At 59.2% G+C, this 15,534-nt stretch carries 16 protein-coding genes; 8 read left to right on the forward strand and 8 right to left on the reverse strand.

The window, feature by feature from the left end; genetic code table 11:
- Positions 1-159 precede the first annotated feature (159 nt).
- The 5 genes from QE435_RS13020 to QE435_RS13040 all read right to left on the reverse strand — a co-directional run bounded on the left by QE435_RS13020 (position 160) and on the right by QE435_RS13040 (position 3,226).
- On the reverse strand, positions 160-663 hold the full coding sequence (locus QE435_RS13020; RefSeq protein ID WP_306934558.1) for an invasion associated locus B family protein: 504 nt from the start codon (positions 661-663) through the stop codon (positions 160-162).
- A gap of 359 nt (positions 664-1,022) precedes the next feature.
- Positions 1,023-1,400 (reverse strand): YkvA family protein, encoded by a 378-nt coding sequence (locus QE435_RS13025; protein ID WP_306934559.1) that lies wholly within the window; start codon positions 1,398-1,400, stop codon positions 1,023-1,025.
- A gap of 52 nt (positions 1,401-1,452) precedes the next feature.
- Positions 1,453-1,758 (reverse strand): 4a-hydroxytetrahydrobiopterin dehydratase, encoded by a 306-nt coding sequence (locus tag QE435_RS13030; RefSeq protein ID WP_062424920.1) that lies wholly within the window; start codon positions 1,756-1,758, stop codon positions 1,453-1,455.
- 155 nt (positions 1,759-1,913) lie between these two features.
- A complete protein-coding gene (gene thpR / locus QE435_RS13035) occupies positions 1,914-2,507 on the reverse strand; it encodes an RNA 2',3'-cyclic phosphodiesterase (protein ID WP_306934561.1) in 594 nt (197 codons plus the stop codon).
- Positions 2,508-2,575: 68 nt separating this feature from the next.
- Complete coding sequence (locus QE435_RS13040) at positions 2,576-3,226, reverse strand: arylesterase (RefSeq protein WP_349041627.1); 651 nt, start codon at positions 3,224-3,226, stop codon at positions 2,576-2,578.
- Positions 3,227-3,293: 67 nt separating this feature from the next.
- Between QE435_RS13040 and QE435_RS13045 the strand changes: the two genes are divergently transcribed.
- The 3 genes from QE435_RS13045 (at position 3,294) to QE435_RS13055 (ending at position 7,602) form a co-directional block, all read left to right on the forward strand.
- Entirely contained in the window at positions 3,294-4,007 is a 714-nt protein-coding gene (locus tag QE435_RS13045) for an ABC transporter ATP-binding protein (protein WP_349041628.1), read from the forward strand.
- Positions 4,004-6,553 carry an ABC transporter permease gene (locus QE435_RS13050; protein WP_349041629.1) on the forward strand — a complete coding sequence of 850 codons (2,550 nt, stop codon included), beginning with the start codon at positions 4,004-4,006 and terminating at the stop codon, positions 6,551-6,553. Before QE435_RS13045 ends, QE435_RS13050 begins: the two co-directional genes overlap by 4 nt.
- A gap of 266 nt (positions 6,554-6,819) precedes the next feature.
- The gene (locus QE435_RS13055; RefSeq protein WP_349041630.1) at positions 6,820-7,602 is read left to right on the forward strand and encodes a Bax inhibitor-1/YccA family protein; all 783 of its coding nucleotides are present in this window, start codon (positions 6,820-6,822) and stop codon (positions 7,600-7,602) included.
- A 72-nt stretch (positions 7,603-7,674) separates the two neighbouring features.
- On the opposite strand, the gene QE435_RS13060 is transcribed toward QE435_RS13055, so the two are convergent.
- The 3 genes from QE435_RS13060 to acnA all read right to left on the reverse strand — a co-directional run bounded on the left by QE435_RS13060 (position 7,675) and on the right by acnA (position 12,106).
- A complete protein-coding gene (locus QE435_RS13060; protein ID WP_062444399.1) occupies positions 7,675-8,067 on the reverse strand; it encodes a DUF2794 domain-containing protein in 393 nt (130 codons plus the stop codon).
- A 293-nt stretch (positions 8,068-8,360) separates the two neighbouring features.
- Positions 8,361-9,143, reverse strand: coding sequence for a thioredoxin family protein (locus tag QE435_RS13065; RefSeq protein ID WP_349041631.1), 783 nt, complete (start codon positions 9,141-9,143; stop codon positions 8,361-8,363).
- A gap of 269 nt (positions 9,144-9,412) precedes the next feature.
- Entirely contained in the window at positions 9,413-12,106 is a 2,694-nt protein-coding gene (gene acnA, locus QE435_RS13070) for an aconitate hydratase AcnA (RefSeq protein WP_349041632.1), read from the reverse strand.
- A gap of 274 nt (positions 12,107-12,380) precedes the next feature.
- Between acnA and ccmA the strand changes: the two genes are divergently transcribed.
- The 5 genes from ccmA (at position 12,381) to QE435_RS13095 (ending at position 15,519) form a co-directional block, all read left to right on the forward strand.
- Positions 12,381-13,022, forward strand: coding sequence for a heme ABC exporter ATP-binding protein CcmA (gene ccmA / locus QE435_RS13075; protein WP_349041633.1), 642 nt, complete (start codon positions 12,381-12,383; stop codon positions 13,020-13,022).
- A 232-nt stretch (positions 13,023-13,254) separates the two neighbouring features.
- Entirely contained in the window at positions 13,255-13,914 is a 660-nt protein-coding gene (gene ccmB, locus QE435_RS13080; RefSeq protein WP_130978523.1) for a heme exporter protein CcmB, read from the forward strand.
- Between the two features lie 66 nt (positions 13,915-13,980).
- The gene (locus QE435_RS13085; protein ID WP_349041634.1) at positions 13,981-14,742 is read left to right on the forward strand and encodes a heme ABC transporter permease; all 762 of its coding nucleotides are present in this window, start codon (positions 13,981-13,983) and stop codon (positions 14,740-14,742) included.
- Positions 14,743-14,746: 4 nt separating this feature from the next.
- On the forward strand, positions 14,747-14,923 hold the full coding sequence (gene ccmD, locus QE435_RS13090) for a heme exporter protein CcmD (protein ID WP_349041635.1): 177 nt from the start codon (positions 14,747-14,749) through the stop codon (positions 14,921-14,923).
- A complete protein-coding gene (locus tag QE435_RS13095; RefSeq protein ID WP_349041636.1) occupies positions 14,920-15,519 on the forward strand; it encodes a DsbE family thiol:disulfide interchange protein in 600 nt (199 codons plus the stop codon). Before ccmD ends, QE435_RS13095 begins: the two co-directional genes overlap by 4 nt.
- The last annotated feature ends 15 nt before the right edge of the window (positions 15,520-15,534 follow it).

Below are 15,534 nucleotides of genomic sequence, written 5' to 3' on the forward strand. Positions count from 1 at the left end.
AAACGGCGGAACGTCATCTGCATGTCGAGAAATCCAAAACTGCGGCGATCATCTTGGTGTCGCCAGCATTCGTGTTGGGCGCGCATCTAGCATCAAACCGGCAGAAACGCAAATGGCCGGTCAAGAGACCGGCCATCAGACTTGATCTTCGACGTTTGCTTACTTGCAGCTTTCGATCTGCTTCAGCGCGGCAGAGATGCCGGAGAGCGAATAGGAATAGGAGGTTGCCGTGCCACGACCCGACGTCGCCTTGACGGTCATGCTCTTGCCAACCTTCATGGCGGCAACGAGTGCCGGCTCTTCAGCGGCATTCTCGACCCAGGCAGCCTTGTCCTTGGTGAACATGACGAAGTTCTTGTTGTCGATCGTCACATTGACCTTTGAGCCTTCCTTCAGAGGATAGCCAACCATGGCCTGCGGCTCATAGGAGATGTTCTGGCCGGGACGCTGCGACACGATGAAGAAGATATCGCCATGGTCGACGCTTGCCGGCTCCTTGGCGGTTGGAACGGACAGAACATAGCAAACGGTGCTTTTACCCGATTTGTACGAATAGGCACCCCAAGCGTTGAACTGCTGGATGCGCGTGGGCGACTGTGCAGAGGCAATGCTGACGCTGGTCAGCAAAATGGCGGCTGCGGTTGCTACACTTCTTACAAACATTGAATTTCCTGCCGGGTTTATTGTCTTCCAGTTGCCCGAACGGCTAGGCCGGGCCGGTGCTAGGTGAAGGCCGTCATCTTCATTTTGGCTAAGGAACGGTTACCAAACCGTCAACGCCATCATTAAAAGGTGAGAATTGTATCGCGGTGTTACAGTTCGGATACTCCCCGCGCCCCAAAAAACATGCCGCGCCAAGGCTGAAAACGCCTTGACAAAAACACATGCGTTAGAGGTCCTCAACGCATGCAAAACACGCTTCGAGCGACGCGAGTCAGCGCCACGCCAAAGGTATGACACGGCAATTCAGGCAAGAATTTGTCGGGATTTGGAAGCGCGTCTAACGGCCCATCACAGAGCCGTTATTCCCCGCGCATCTTTTCCAGCGCAACGTCGGCAGCGTCGTAATGCTCCATCTTGATATGGGCCCGGATCATAGCAAGCGCTGCAGTCAAAACGGCGATATCATCCGTAAAGCCGATAACCGCCAGCATATCCGGCACGACATCGATCGGCATGATGAAGTACCCGAGCGCAGCAAGAAGAATGCCCTTGGCACGCAGGGGCGTGGCGGGATCGACCGCGCAATAATAGGCGGCAGCGGCATCTCTGGCAAAAGGCACCTTGCTGACGACCCGCTTCATCTTCGGCCAGAACTTGGCACGTACCGTCTGTTCGCGTTCCTTCTGCGTGTCGGGATCGCCGGGAAGCAGGATTTCACCGATCTTGACGTCATCCATTGTCGTAGTTCCTGTGATCATCGCAAATAATATAGGCGAGCAAGACCACCGTTCAATTGCCGCGCCCGGCAGCCGCCTTCTCCATGGCCTTGGCCAGCAGGATATCACGCTCGGTAATTCCTTGGGAATCATGCGTGGTGAGACAGATCTTGACCCGCGAATAGACGTTCGACCATTCCGGGTGGTGGTTGAGCTTCTCCGCCGCAAGCGCACATTCAGCCATGAAACCGAAGGCTTCGGCGAAACTGGCAAACTTGTAGGCCTTGACGATTGCCAGGCCGTCTTCGCGCAAAGACCAGCCGTCCAGCGTCTCAAGCGCCGTTCGCACTGCGTCCGCTTCAAGTTTTGCATAGGTCATGACGATCCCTCCCCCTTATACACTGTTCCATGACGACTGAACGGACAGGCATGCGCTTTGGTTCATGCTTGACCGTCAGATCGTCACGCGAATGGGCGCTCGACCGGGACAATGGCCCAGCCGATGCTTGATCAGGCATCATCGATGCGCGGATTTTAGAACAGGCTCTTTTCCGGAAGCAGTCCAGCGTCGGAATAGATGCCGGTCGAACGGCTTTCATAGAGCGGGAAGGCCTCTTCGACGATGTAGGGTCCGCCACCGACCGATTCCTTCGAGGACATCAGAACGAAGCGCCCGACGGTGAAGGGTGACGTTCGGAAATCCCCGCGGCCCGAAAGATAATGGACCACATCATCGAGCCTCGAATTGCGAAGCCGCGCCAGCGTGACATGGGGCGTGAACTTTCGGGGATCCGGCGGCAGGCCGAGACGCTGGCAGATGCGCTCGATTTCTGCCTGGAGAGCGACCATTTCCGGGGAAGGAGAAACCCCGGCCCAGAGGGAATGCGGCTTCTTCGATCCGAAGGAGCCCATGCCCGTCAGGTTGATCTGAAATTCCTCGCGATCGATGCGATCCAGCCGGTCGACCACCTCGTCAGCGGTGCGACCGTCTATATCCCCGATAAAGCGCAAGGTGATGTGATAATTCTCCACGTCAATCCACCGGGCTCCCGGCAGACCACCGCGCAACAATGAAAGGCTCATCGCCGCATTGCGCGGAATTTCGAGGGCGGTAAATAGTCTCGGCATGGCGAGCTCCCCGAATCTCTTGGCAGAACAAGTACAGCGAATCATGCAAAGCTTCGCTGCGCAAGTGCTTATTTTTTTTGCTCACTGATAGTCTTAACAAAGGCCTCGACGGCGGGCAGAGACTTCTCCACCATCACTGCGACGCCCTTGGCATTAGGATGCATTCTGTCTTCCAGTTGCAGGCTTTGGTCCAGCACAACGCCATCCAGGAAGAACGGGTAGAGCGGCACTTTGTACTTCTGCGCCAAGCGCTCATAGATCGGGTTGAACGCCTTGCCGTAATCGCCACCCATATTCGGCGGCACGATGATGCCCATCAGGAGGACCGGGATATTGCGCTTCTGGAACCCTTCGATAATGGCCGACAGGTTCTTCTCGGTGTCCGCTGGCGGAATGCCGCGCAGCGCATCGTTAGCGCCAAGCTCAAGGATCACGCCATCCGTCCCATCCGGCACGGACCATTCGGCGCGCGCCAGGCCCGCGGAACTCGTGTCTCCCGAAACGCCGGCATTGGTGACGACCACATCGACACCCTTGGCCTTCAGCGCCGCTTCGAGCTGCGCAGCATAGCTTTCATTCGGCGCCAGTTGATAACCGGCCATGAGGCTGTCGCCGAAGCCGACGATCTGCAAGGGTTTGTCCTGAGCGTTGGCGACTGAGGAGGAAAGAAGCGCTCCACAGATGACGACGAAGTGAGCGGCAACGGCTTTAAAATTCATTCCAGCCTTCCTAATTTGTGAAGCCGGCAAGGCTTCTGCACTCTTGATCATATAGGAACGCAAAAACGTGGCGAAAAGCACCATCGAGTTGAAGAAGGCGGACCTCACCCTTGGCAATGCCGCCGCCTCCGTCCACGTTTTAAAGAGCATCGATCTGACCATTGAAGAAGGCGAAGCCGTCGGCATCGTCGGGCCTTCCGGCTCTGGCAAGTCCACACTGCTGATGGTTCTGGCGGGTCTTGAAAGGCTCGATAGCGGCGAGATCACAATTGCGGGAACACATCTCCACACGCTTGGAGAAGACGCGCTGGCCGATTTCCGCGGCAAGAATATCGGCATCGTCTTTCAGTCCTTTCACCTGATCGCCAATATGACGGCGCTTGAGAATGTTGCCGTTCCGCTTGAACTCGCCAATGTGCCGAATGCCTTCGAAATTGCGACACGAGAACTCACCGCCGTCGGCCTCGGTCTGCGCCTCAACCACTATCCCGGCCAATTGTCCGGCGGTGAGCAGCAGCGCGTGGCGATTGCCAGAGCGCTCGCTCCATCGCCTGCCGTGCTGATCGCCGACGAGCCGACCGGCAATCTCGACACCGATACCGGCAAGCAGATTGCCGACCTGCTCTTCTCCAAGCAGGCCGAGCGCGGCATGACGATGATCCTCGTCACTCACGATCCGTCGCTCGCTGCCCGCTGTACCCGCCAGATCAAGGTCCGCTCCGGCCAGATCGAAGGGGATAGCGCCAGCTCCACCGCCGCCAAACAGGCAGCAAGCGCATGATCCCTTCTGCCACCAACATTCGAAATGCGCTGAGACTGGCACGCCGGGAAATCCGCGGCGGGTTCGGCGGCTTCTACATCTTCCTCGCGTGCATCGCGCTCGGCACCGGGGCGATTGCTGCCGTCAACTCGGTCTCGCGCGCGGTGACCAGCGCCATTGCCGATGAGGGCCAGTCGATCCTCGCGGGCGACGTGCGCTTCGAACTCAGAAACCGCGAAGCGACCGCTGAAGAGCGTGCTTACATCGACAGTCTCGGCGACGTCGCCGTTTCCGACGGACTGCGCTCCATGGCCCGGCTGGAGGACGGCTCACAGCAGACATTGACCGAGGTGAAAGCCGTCGATGGCGCTTATCCGCTCTACGGTGATTTTGTCGCCGAACCGGCACGACCCCTTCCCGAGCTTTTGGCTAGGCAAGGCGAAAGCTTTGGCGCGGTCGCGGCCCCCATGCTGCTTGAGCGTCTCGGCATCAAGATTGGCGACGGACTGCTTCTTGGCAATGCAAGGCTGAAACTGACGGGGACTATCGTCACCGAGCCGGACACGCTGTCTGACGGTTTCGGCTTTGCGCCCCGCCTGCTCATCAGCCGCGACGCATTGGTCGCCTCTGGCCTGATCCAGACAGGGAGCCTGATTGAGCACACCTATAAGGTTCGCCTGACCGACCCATCCAAGCGTGCGACGATCATCGAAACGACCAACAAAGAATTTCCGAACGCTGGCTGGTCCATTCGCACCAGCGATCGTGCCGCGCCGCAGCTCACCGAAAACGTCAACCGCTTCTCGCAATTCCTGACGCTGGTTGGCTTGACCGCGCTGATCGTCGGCGGCGTCGGTGTCGCCAATGCCGTTCGGGCGTTTCTTGATTCCAAGCGCACCACCATCGCCTCGCTGAAATGCCTTGGCGCACCGGCAAGCGTGGTGACAATGACCTATCTCTTCCAGATCGGCTTCATTGCCTGCGTCGGCATCCTAATCGGACTGGTGTTCGGCGCCGTTGCCCCGCTGATTGCCATGCGCTTTCTGGACGGCGTGCTGCCAATTCCGAAGGAGCTTGCCTTCTATCCCTCGGCACTCTGGCTTGCCGCCGTCTTCGGCATGCTGACAACGCTCGCCTTCGCCATCGTGCCGCTCGGACAGGCCCGTGAAGTGCCGGCAACCGCGCTCTTCCGCGAACAGGGCTTCGACGAAGGACGGCTTCCTTCGTGGCCTTATCTCGCCGCAACCGCCATCCTTCTCGCAGTGCTCGCGGGCCTTGCGATTTTCACGGCGGATGATCGCTTCATCGCCTCGGTCTTTCTCGGCGCCATCGCCTTCGCCTTTGTCGTGCTCAGACTCGTCGCATGGGGCATCCGCGCCTTGGCAAGACGCAGCCCACGCGTTCATTCTGCAGCGCTTAGGCTGGCGATCGGCAATATTCACCGGCCCGGCGCGCTGACGCCCTCCGTCGTGCTGTCGCTCGGCCTTGGCCTCACGCTTCTGGTGACGCTGACGCTGATCGACGGCAATCTGCGCCGGGAGCTGACGTCTACGCTACCGGAGAAGGCACCGAACTTCTTCTTCGTCGACATCCAGGGCAGCGAGCGCGATGGCTTCCGCGACCTCGTCAAGCGCGAGGCCCCGGAAGGTACGCTGACCGAAGTCCCGATGCTGCGCGGCCGTATCCTGGCGCTGAACGGCCAGGACGTCACCAAGATCGACGTGCCGCCATCCGGTCGATGGGTTCTGCGCGGCGATCGCGGCATCACCTATTCGGAAGATTTGCCCGAAAATTCCAAGCTCACGGAGGGCACGTGGTGGGGCAAGGATTACAGCGGCGAGCCGCTGGTCTCCTTCGCCGCCGAAGAGGCGCGCGAGCTTGGCCTCAAGATCGGCGATACGGTCACCGTGAACGTCCTTGGCCGCAGCATCACCGCCAGGACCGCCAACCTCCGCGATGTGCAATGGCAGTCGATGTCGATCAATTTCGTCATGGTCTTTTCGCCCAATACCTTCCGTGGCGCGCCGCATGCATGGCTTGCAACACTCGCGGACCCGTCGGCGACGCCCGCCAAGGAGGGCGAGATCTTGCGCAGCGTCACCAATGCCTATCCGACGATCACCACCGTGCGCGTCAAGGATGCGCTCGATATTGTCGACCGGCTGGTGGGCCAGCTCGCAACCGCGATCCGCGCGGCGGCAGCCGTTGCGCTCATTGCCTCCGTGCTTGTATTGGCCGGTGCGCTGGCGGCAGGCAACCGTGCCCGCACCCGCGATGCGGTGATCCTGAAGACGCTCGGTGGCACCCGCTCCATGCTGATCCGCGCCTTCTCTTACGAATACATGATCCTCGGCGTTGCGACCGCCACCTTCGCGCTTCTGGCTGGTGGGGTCTCCGCATGGTTCGTGATTGCCCGCATCATGAAGCTGCCCTCCAGCTTTCTGCCCGATGTGGCGATCGGCACGCTTGTCGTTTCGCTGGTGATGACTGTGGGCATCGGCCTGATCGGCACGTGGCGCATCCTCGGCCAGAAGGCTGCACCGGTGCTGCGCCAAGCTGGCGAATAATCCGCTGGCTGCATGTGAAAATCTAAAAAACGGAAAAGTTGTGCGCTATTTAACTTTTACGATTAATTCTTGGTAATGATGTCAGAAACGTTATCGCTTTTCGCGCATACGGTGTTTTTTCGCTATTTTTGGCTCTTGTAACGACTGCGCCATCGCCTCATATTCTCTGGTAGGCTTGCTGTAGCTCCGCAGCGGCGCCTGGGGTAGTATCCGCATAACGGTCTTATCCCGACACCGTAGCAACTTCGGAGCTAAAAGAGGAAACAATGGCTGACTTTAACAACTACCAGAACCGTATGGCCCAGGGCCGTGCTCAGTCTGGTGCGATGATCGACGAAGGTCTTCGCTCCTATATGCTCAAGGTTTACAACCTTATGGCGCTCGCGCTGGTGATCACCGGTATTGCTGCCTTCGGTTTTGCGAGCCTCGCCGTCACATCTGATCCTTCGGCTGCTGTCGCGACTCTGCCCAACGGTAAGATGCTGACGAACCTGGGTTACGCGATCTACGCATCGCCGCTTCGCTGGGCCGTGATGCTGGCTCCGCTGGCTCTGGTTTTCTTCCTGAGCTTCCGCGTACATAAGATGAGCGTGTCTGCCGCTCAGGCGACCTTCTGGGTCTATGCGGCTCTTGTCGGTCTCTCGATCTCTTCGATCTTCCTGAGATATACTGAAGCCAGCATCGTCCAGACGTTCTTCATCACGGCTGCTTCATTCGGCGCTCTTTCGCTCTATGGCTACACGACGAAGAAGGACCTGTCCGGAATGGGCTCGTTCCTGATCATGGGCCTGTTCGGCCTCATCATCGCGTCGATCGTCAACATCTTCCTTAAGTCCGACGCTCTTGGCTTTGCGGTCTCTGCGATCGGTGTCCTGATCTTTGCAGGCCTGACCGCCTATGACACGCAGAAGATCAAGGAAATGTACTTCGAAGGTGATGACGTTCTCGTGGCCGGTCGCAAGGCGATCATGGGTGCGCTGACGCTCTACCTCGACTTCCTGAACCTGTTCATGTTCCTGCTTCAGTTCCTGGGCAACCGGAACAACTAAGGATCGCGATAGCGCTCAAACAGAAAGGCGGCCAGTGGCCGCCTTTTTTCATGTCCGCTTACTCGACCCATATCAATCGATCAGCTTGAGCGCCTTATCGAAGACCTTAAGCACCTGAGGCAACTCATGCCCGCGCTTGAGAATGCGGCCATCGGTATTGATAACGCAGTAAGCGCCCTGCTTGGCGGCAAGCTTGGGGTTCTTCTCGATCCTGAAGAGCGGCATTTCGCCGGAGCGCTTGAAGACGGAGAAGACCGCCTTTTCCTTCATGTGGTCGATGGCATAATCGCGCCATTCCCCCTCGCCCACCATTCGACCGTAGACGCGCAGGATGGCGTCCAGTTCTCGGCGGTGGAAGGTCACGGGCAAGGGGTCCTTGGCTCGCTTGTATTCCCGAAGATCAACAACGGTGGAGCCTTCCCGAGTCTGGGAAGTCGCGTATTGCAAATCCGGCTGATCGGCCATCAGGCACCTCGCTCGACTGCTTATGACATCTCTACGACAGTCTGTCTCTGCCTTGGTGAAATTGCAAGCCCGCAAAGTGAGCGCGTAAAGGGCAGCTTTTCCAGTAACCAATGAGGCGGACGGAACAGGCGCAAATGCCCAATTTCGAACAAATCATGGCCCGAATTCAATGGAATAGTGCGATTGTCAATTGATGCCTAGGCACCAAGATGACCCGGTCCGGTGCATTGACCCTTTACCCCCAGCCCCCAATGCCCGGGCCGGATCTCCCCTAGCGGGATCCCCAATTTCTTTTATCCCTCAGACTGCATCAATACATTCGCGCCGACGATGGCCGATGGATTGCCCGCTGCATCCATCTGTTGCAGCAGCACGGCGCAGCCGCCCGATTTCGCTTTGCTCATGACGCTCGCCGGCAGCTTCACGGTCATGGCCTTGCCGTCCCACATGCCAACCGTCTGCACATCATAGACGCTATGCCAGTAGGAAATGGTCTTGCCCTGGTTCTCGCCCTTCTGCACGTCGACGACCTGCTCGCGGTTGAAATAGGCAACGACGACCTCGGCCTTGCCCTGACCGGCACCGATATCGATCTCGATCTCATCGCCGACGCGCTCGGTGCTGATCGGCACGTTCAAGCCCTCACCTGCCTTGTTGAAATCGTCCAGGCGGCGGTAGATCGTCTGGATATCCGCACCCTTCACATGGTCGCGGCCATTCACCACGGCCTGCGGCGTGTAGACATTGTTGCGTCCCAGCGCACGGGCATAGCCATATTGCCGCTCGGTATTCTCCTTCGACGCCAGCGAATCCGTCCAGCCGAGATAATTCCAGTAGTCCACATGGTAGGACAGACCGATCACATCGCCATTTTGAATGAGCTTGCGCAGATTGGCATCCGCCGGAGGGCAGGAGGCGCAGCCCTGAGAGGTGAAGAGCTCGACCACACCTTTCAGCCCGTCCTGAGCATAGGCAGCACCTGCAGAAAACCCACCGAACAGGCACAGAGAAACGCCGACGCTGCGAAGCCTGTTTCTAAAAATGCCGCTTCGCTGCGGGTCAATTGTATTCGGCATAGTGTGAACCCTTGTCTGAAGGCCGGTCCGAACCATTGATGCAATCAATTTGGGTGTGGTGGCAAGGCGGAAAATAGCCTCGAACTCCGTTCAAGAGGAAGTCACGATGGGGTGAGCTTCGCAGCCTTCGTGTGAGGGGAACAAGAGAGTGATGGAGACCGGTGCTCCGTCCCGTCCTCCGACCCATCAGGCTCCCGGAAGATGCCACCCCGAAAGCCACAAAAAAACGCCGGGATCGCTCCCGGCGTTTCGAACTCTTTACAGATGGATCAGGCTGCCAGATCGCGAAGAACGGTCTGCAGAATGCCGCCATTGTCCATGTAGGTCACTTCGTCCAGCGTATCGATGCGGCAAAGCAGCGGGATTTCCTTCACTGTGCCGTCCGAGTAGGTGATCTTGGCGATCTTGGTCTCACGCGGCTTGATCTCGCCTTCCAGGCCTTCGATGGTGACGGTTTCGTCGCCCTTCAGACCCAGGCTTGCCCAGGTCGTGCCTTCCTGGAAGGTGAAGGGAACGACGCCCATGCCGACCAGGTTGGAGCGGTGAATACGCTCGAAGGACTGCGCGATGACGGCCTTGACGCCGAGCAGGTTGGTGCCCTTTGCAGCCCAGTCACGCGAGGAACCGTTGCCGTATTCGACGCCAGCGAAGATGACGAGCGGAACGCCCTCGTCCTTGTACTTCATCGCTGCGTCGTAAATCGACATCTCTTCCTTGGACGGATAGTGGATGGTGTAGCCACCTTCCTTACCGTTCGGCCCGAGCATGTGGTTACGAATACGGATGTTGGCGAACGTGCCGCGCATCATCACTTCGTGGTTGCCACGGCGCGTGCCGTATTGGTTGAAGTCGGCAACCGCCACACCGTTTTCGGTGAGGTAGGCACCGGCAGGAGATGCGGCCTTGATCGAACCGGCCGGAGAAATGTGGTCGGTGGTGATCTTGTCGCCGAAGAGACCGAGAACGCGAGCGCCCTTGATATCCTTGAGGCCCGTGCCCTTCTTGCCCATGCCGACGAAGTAAGGCGGGTTCTGGACGTAGGTCGAGTTGTCGTCCCAGGCATAGGTCTGGCCATCGGGAATCTGTACCGACTGCCAGTTTTCGTCGCCCTTGAACACGTCCGCATACTTGGTTTCGAACAGTTCGCGCGTGACGTATTTCTGGATGAATTCCTGGACTTCCGCAGAGGTCGGCCAGATATCCTTCAGATAAACCGGGTTGCCGTTCTGGTCTTCGCCGAGCGGCTCGGTCGTCAGGTCCTTCTGCACCGTGCCGGCCAGCGCATAAGCGACGACGAGTGGCGGAGAAGCGAGGTAGTTCGCCTGAACGTCGGGCGAGATACGGCCTTCGAAGTTACGGTTACCGGAGAGAACGCCAGCGGTGATCAGACCCTTGTCGTTGATGGTCTTGGAAATCGGTGCAGGCAGCGGGCCGGAGTTGCCGATGCAGGTCGTGCAGCCGAAGCCGACGAGGTTGAAGCCGAGCGCGTCGAGCTCCTTCTGCAGGCCAGCCTTTTCGAGATATTCCGCCACGACCTGGCTTCCAGGTGCAAGCGAGGTCTTGACCCAAGGCTTGGACTTCAGGCCCTTGGCAACCGCGTTGCGGGCCAGAAGGCCGGCAGCGATCAGCACCGACGGGTTGGAGGTGTTGGTGCACGACGTGATCGCGGCAATGGCCACATCGCCATGGCCGAGATCGTAGCTTTCGCCTTCAACCGCGTAGCGGGTGTGGAGCTGTCCAGGCTTCTTGTAGTCGTTCTCGAGAGCCGTTGCGAAGTTGGGTGCAATGGTTTCAAGCGGCAAGCGGCCTTCCGGACGCTTCGGGCCAGCCATGGACGGCACGACGTCGCCGAGGTCGAGTTCGAGCGTGTCGGTGAAGACGAGCTGCGAACCGTCATTGTCGCGCCACATGCCCTGCGCCTTGGAGTAGGCTTCGACGAGTGCGATACGATCCTTCGCACGGCCGGACATGTCGAGGTAGCCGACGGTTGCGGTATCGACCGGGAAGAAGCCGCAGGTCGCGCCATATTCCGGGCCCATGTTGCCGATGGTCGCACGGTCTGCAACCGGCAGCGTGTCGAGGCCAGGTCCGAAGAATTCGACGAACTTGGAAACGACGCCCTTCTTGCGCAGCATCTGCACGACGGTCAGAACGAGGTCGGTCGCGGTGACACCTTCTCTCAGCGTGCCCGTCAGCTTGAAGCCGATGACTTCCGGCAGAAGCATGGAAACCGGCTGACCGAGCATAGCCGCTTCGGCTTCGATACCGCCAACGCCCCAGCCCAGAACGCCAAGACCGTTGATCATGGTCGTGTGGCTGTCGGTACCGACGCAGGTATCCGGATAAGCGATCGTCTCGCCGTCCTCTTCCTTCGTCCAGACGGTCTGGCCGAGATATTCGAAATTCACCTGGTGACAGATGCCGGTGCCCGGAGGAACGACGCGGAAGTTCTTGAACGCCTGCTGGCCCCACTTGAGGAAGCGGTAGCGCTCGCCGTTGCGCTCATATTCCAGCTCAACGTTGCGGGCAAAGGCATTCGGGTTGCCGAATTCGTCGACGATGACCGAGTGGTCGATGACGAGGTCGACAGGCACAAGCGGGTTGATCTTCTCAGGATCGCCGCCAAGCGCCTTGATGCCATCACGCATGGCTGCAAGGTCGACGACAGCGGGAACGCCGGTGAAGTCCTGCATCAGAACGCGAGCAGGACGGTAAGCGATTTCCGCTTCCTTCAGGCCCTTGTTGCTCAGCCACTCGGCAACAGCCTCGATATCGGACTTGCGGACCGAACGGCCGTCTTCGTTACGCAGCAGGTTCTCAAGCAGAACCTTCATCGAATAGGGGAGATTGGCAACGCCTTTGAGGCCGTTCGCTTCCGCTTTCGGCAGGCTGTAATAGACATAATCCTTACCGTCGACGGTAAGAACGGAACGACAATTGAAACTGTCGAGAGATTTGGCCACGGTTATTAAACCCCGCTCATTCTGATAGCCAACACGCGCGTGCGGACACCTATGCACTATCATGCACATCAGGATGCGGGTACGACCATTTCCGCTGTCCGCACGAGAAAATTGCTTTTGCAACGTTCAGGTCCGGCGCTAGGTGATGTTCACGCCGGCCGCTGGCGTGGTTGAGACCCATATAGATAATTTCACCAAAACGTGCCAGACCAACGAACGGCTAATTTCGATTTTTTTTGATCGAGATGATTAAAATCTTAAACGAGGCGGAGCAGTGCATCTGACAGCGGAAAATCTTGGCGTCAGACGAGGCGAAGATTTCATATTCATGAACGTTTATCTCCAGTTAACGGATGGTGACGCTCTCGTTCTCACTGGCCCCAACGGATCGGGCAAATCCACGCTTTTGCGCGTCCTTGCAGGGCTCCTGCCTGCCGAGACCGGCACCATAAAGATAGCCGGCGAAGGAATAGAAAAGGGCACTCGTCCCGCCGAAGTCAGCCACTATCTCGGCCACCGCAACGCCATGAAGCAGGAACTGACGGTTTACGAGAACCTGTCCTTCTGGAAGCGTTTTCTCGGTGACTTCAACGGCACCTCCTCTGCCTCGATCGAAGACGCAGCCGAGATCGTCGGCCTTGCCGGAATCACCCATTTGCCCTTCGGATATCTTTCCGCTGGTCAGCAGCGGCGATTCGCCATGGCGAAGCTGCTTGTGGCATGGAAGCCGATCTGGATCCTGGATGAGCCGACGGCGGCGCTGGATGCGGAAGCGGACCGGATGTTTACCGGACTGGTAAAGACGCATCTTGCCAAGGGCGGGATGGTGATTGCCGCGACCCATCAGCCGCTGGGGCTGGAGGAGGCTAAGGAATTGCGGATGACGGGGTTTGCTTGGGTGGAGGAGGTTTATTGATGGGCTTCCTCGAGTGTGCCGCGCTTACCCCCCTCTGCCCTGCCGGGCATCTCCCCCTCAAGGGTGGAGATCGGCAAGAGGCGTGCCCTCCACTCCATCTTCAAGAGTTGAGATTGGCGAGACCGTGCCGCGATTCGATCTCCCCCCGTGAGGGGGAGATGCCCGGCAGGGCAGAGGGGGGTCCGCAACAAAAGCCCCAGCGCAGACTTTCCAAAAGAGGGAGCACGCCACGATGACCGCCCTCTTCCTACGCGATCTCAAACTCTCCATCCGCGCCGGTGGCGGCGCGCTGATCGGCGTCCTCTTCTTCATGACTGTGGTCGCCGTTATCCCCTTCGGTGTCGGGCCAGACCTCAATCTCCTTTCCCGCATCGGTCCAGCCATCGTCTGGATCGGCGCGCTGCTCGCAGCCCTCCTCGGTCTCGACCGTCTGTTCCAGGCAGAAAGAGATGACGGCTCTCTCGATCTGATCCTGATGCATGAAAACCCGCTGGTCCTGACAGTTCTGGTCAAGTGCCTGGCGCATTGGACAGCGACCGGCCTGCCGCTCGTCATCGCTTCGCCTCTTCTCGGCCTCTTCATGAATATGGGCGAAGTCGCCATCGGCGCTGTCATGCTGACGCTGCTCGTCGGCACACCCGCCCTCACCTTCATCGGTGCAGTGGGCGCGGCCGTCGCCGTTGCCTTGCCGCGCGGCGGCTTGCTGGTGTCGATCCTCGTTCTGCCGCTCGCCATTCCCGTGCTGATCTTTGGCGTCAGCGCGTCTTATGCAGCGGTGGAAGATCCGGCCCCCTTCATGCCGCCATTCCTGATCCTGATCGCCATCACGCTCTTTTCATCGGTGGTTGGACCGTTCTTCGCCGCTTTGGCATTGCGCAATTCCGCCGATTGACAAGGATCAATTGCCGCGGCTTCGTCGGCATTGTAAAAGGGCTTCGCCCGGGGCCAGAAAGATGCCATGACCAATACGAGCCTAGCCATCACCAAATTTAGCGATCTCGCCAATCCCACCCGGTTTCTGGCGCTGTCGTCGCGCCTGTTGCCATGGCTGGCGGGGCTATCCGCCCTTTGTCTGCTGGCTGGCCTCTATCTCGCCTTCTCGACGGACGGCGATTATCAGCAGGGCAATACGGTGCGGATCATGTATGTGCATGTGCCCGCCGCCTGGCTTTCGATGATGTGCTATACCGTCATGGCGCTGTCGGCCATCGGCACGCTGGTCTGGCGCCATCCGCTCGCCGATGTCAGCCACAAATCCGCAGCGCCGATCGGTGCCGCCTTCACGTTGATTGCGCTGATCACCGGCTCGTTGTGGGGCAAGCCCATGTGGGGCACGTGGTGGGTGTGGGATGCGCGCCTGACCTCCGTCTTCATTCTGTTCCTGATGTATCTCGGGCTGATTGCCTTCAACAAGGCGATGGACGATCCGTCAAAGGCCGCGCGTGTCAGCGCGGTTCTGATCCTCGTCGGCTTCGTCAACATTCCGATCATCAAGTTTTCCGTCGAATGGTGGAATACGCTGCACCAGCCGGCAAGCGTGATGCGCATGGACGGCCCGGCTATCGATCCGGAATTTCTCTGGCCGCTGCTGACCATGGCTGTCGGCTTTACCCTGCTGTTCTTCACGCTTCATCTTGCCGCCATGCGCAACGAGATCCTGCGCCGGCGCATCGCAGCGCAACGGCGTCTTGCCGCGCGTGCCGCCGGAAGAGGAGCGTGACGCGATGACCCACGCCTTTTACATCGGCATGTCCTACGCCCTCACCGGCCTCATCGTCTTCGCCCTGATTGCCTGGGTCTGGCTTGATGGCCGCGCCCGCAAGCGCGAACTGAAGGAGCTGGAAGCACTCGGCATCCGCCGCCGTTCCCGCCCGACCAAAACCGAGGCACCCTCGACATGAGCGACACGAAAGCGCCTCCTCCCACATCGCGCGGTCGCTCGCGCTACGTGCTCGCACTCCTGCCGCTGCTGGTCTTTGGTGGCTTCGCGGCGATCGCGGCCAAGATGCTCTACGAGCAGGACGTCAATGGCCTCGATGTCAGCGCCATTCCCTCGGCACTGATCGGCACGAAGGCGCCCGCGCTAGCGCTTCTACCGCTTGAAGGCTCCAATGTACCGGCGCTCACCGATGCGGCCATTACCGGCAAGCTGACGCTGGTCAATGTCTTTGCCTCCTGGTGCGTGCCCTGCAGGCAGGAGCACCCGATGCTGAAGGAGCTGTCGAAGGACAAGCGGCTCAACATTGTCGGCATCAATTACAAGGACAAGACGGACAACGCCGTCCGCTTTCTGGGTGAACTCGGCAACCCCTACGCCGCCATCGGCGTCGATCCGAATGGCAGGGCCGCAATCGACTGGGGCGTCTATGGCATTCCGGAGACCTATCTCGTCGGCCCGGATGGCACGATCATCTATAAGAAAGTCGGCCCGATCGACGTGGCGACCTATGAGCGCGAATTGATCCCGGCCATCGAGAACGCCGCTGCCGGAGATTGATGGCAGCGGTGGTGG

It is taken from the genome of Agrobacterium sp. SORGH_AS 787 (assembly GCF_030819035.1).
In the GTDB taxonomy this organism is placed as follows: Bacteria; Pseudomonadota; Alphaproteobacteria; order Rhizobiales; family Rhizobiaceae; genus Agrobacterium; species Agrobacterium larrymoorei_B.

Bases quoted from the DNA above. Each gene is read 5' to 3' on its own strand.
- QE435_RS13020 (WP_306934558.1), bottom strand. From the start codon at position 663: ATGTTTGTAAGAAGTGTAGCAACCGCAGCCGCCATTTTGCTGACCAGC.
- QE435_RS13025 (WP_306934559.1), bottom strand. From the start codon at position 1,400: ATGGATGACGTCAAGATCGGTGAAATCCTGCTTCCCGGCGATCCCGAC.
- QE435_RS13030 (WP_062424920.1), bottom strand. From the start codon at position 1,758: ATGACCTATGCAAAACTTGAAGCGGACGCAGTGCGAACGGCGCTTGAG.
- thpR (WP_306934561.1), bottom strand. From the start codon at position 2,507: ATGCCGAGACTATTTACCGCCCTCGAAATTCCGCGCAATGCGGCGATG.
- QE435_RS13040 (WP_349041627.1), bottom strand. From the start codon at position 3,226: ATGAATTTTAAAGCCGTTGCCGCTCACTTCGTCGTCATCTGTGGAGCG.
- QE435_RS13050 (WP_349041629.1), top strand. From the start codon at position 4,004: ATGATCCCTTCTGCCACCAACATTCGAAATGCGCTGAGACTGGCACGC.
- QE435_RS13055 (WP_349041630.1), top strand. From the start codon at position 6,820: ATGGCTGACTTTAACAACTACCAGAACCGTATGGCCCAGGGCCGTGCT.
- QE435_RS13060 (WP_062444399.1), bottom strand. From the start codon at position 8,067: ATGGCCGATCAGCCGGATTTGCAATACGCGACTTCCCAGACTCGGGAA.
- QE435_RS13065 (WP_349041631.1), bottom strand. From the start codon at position 9,143: ATGCCGAATACAATTGACCCGCAGCGAAGCGGCATTTTTAGAAACAGG.
- ccmB (WP_130978523.1), top strand. From the start codon at position 13,255: ATGACCGCCCTCTTCCTACGCGATCTCAAACTCTCCATCCGCGCCGGT.
- QE435_RS13085 (WP_349041634.1), top strand. From the start codon at position 13,981: ATGACCAATACGAGCCTAGCCATCACCAAATTTAGCGATCTCGCCAAT.
- ccmD (WP_349041635.1), top strand. From the start codon at position 14,747: ATGACCCACGCCTTTTACATCGGCATGTCCTACGCCCTCACCGGCCTC.
- QE435_RS13095 (WP_349041636.1), top strand. From the start codon at position 14,920: ATGAGCGACACGAAAGCGCCTCCTCCCACATCGCGCGGTCGCTCGCGC.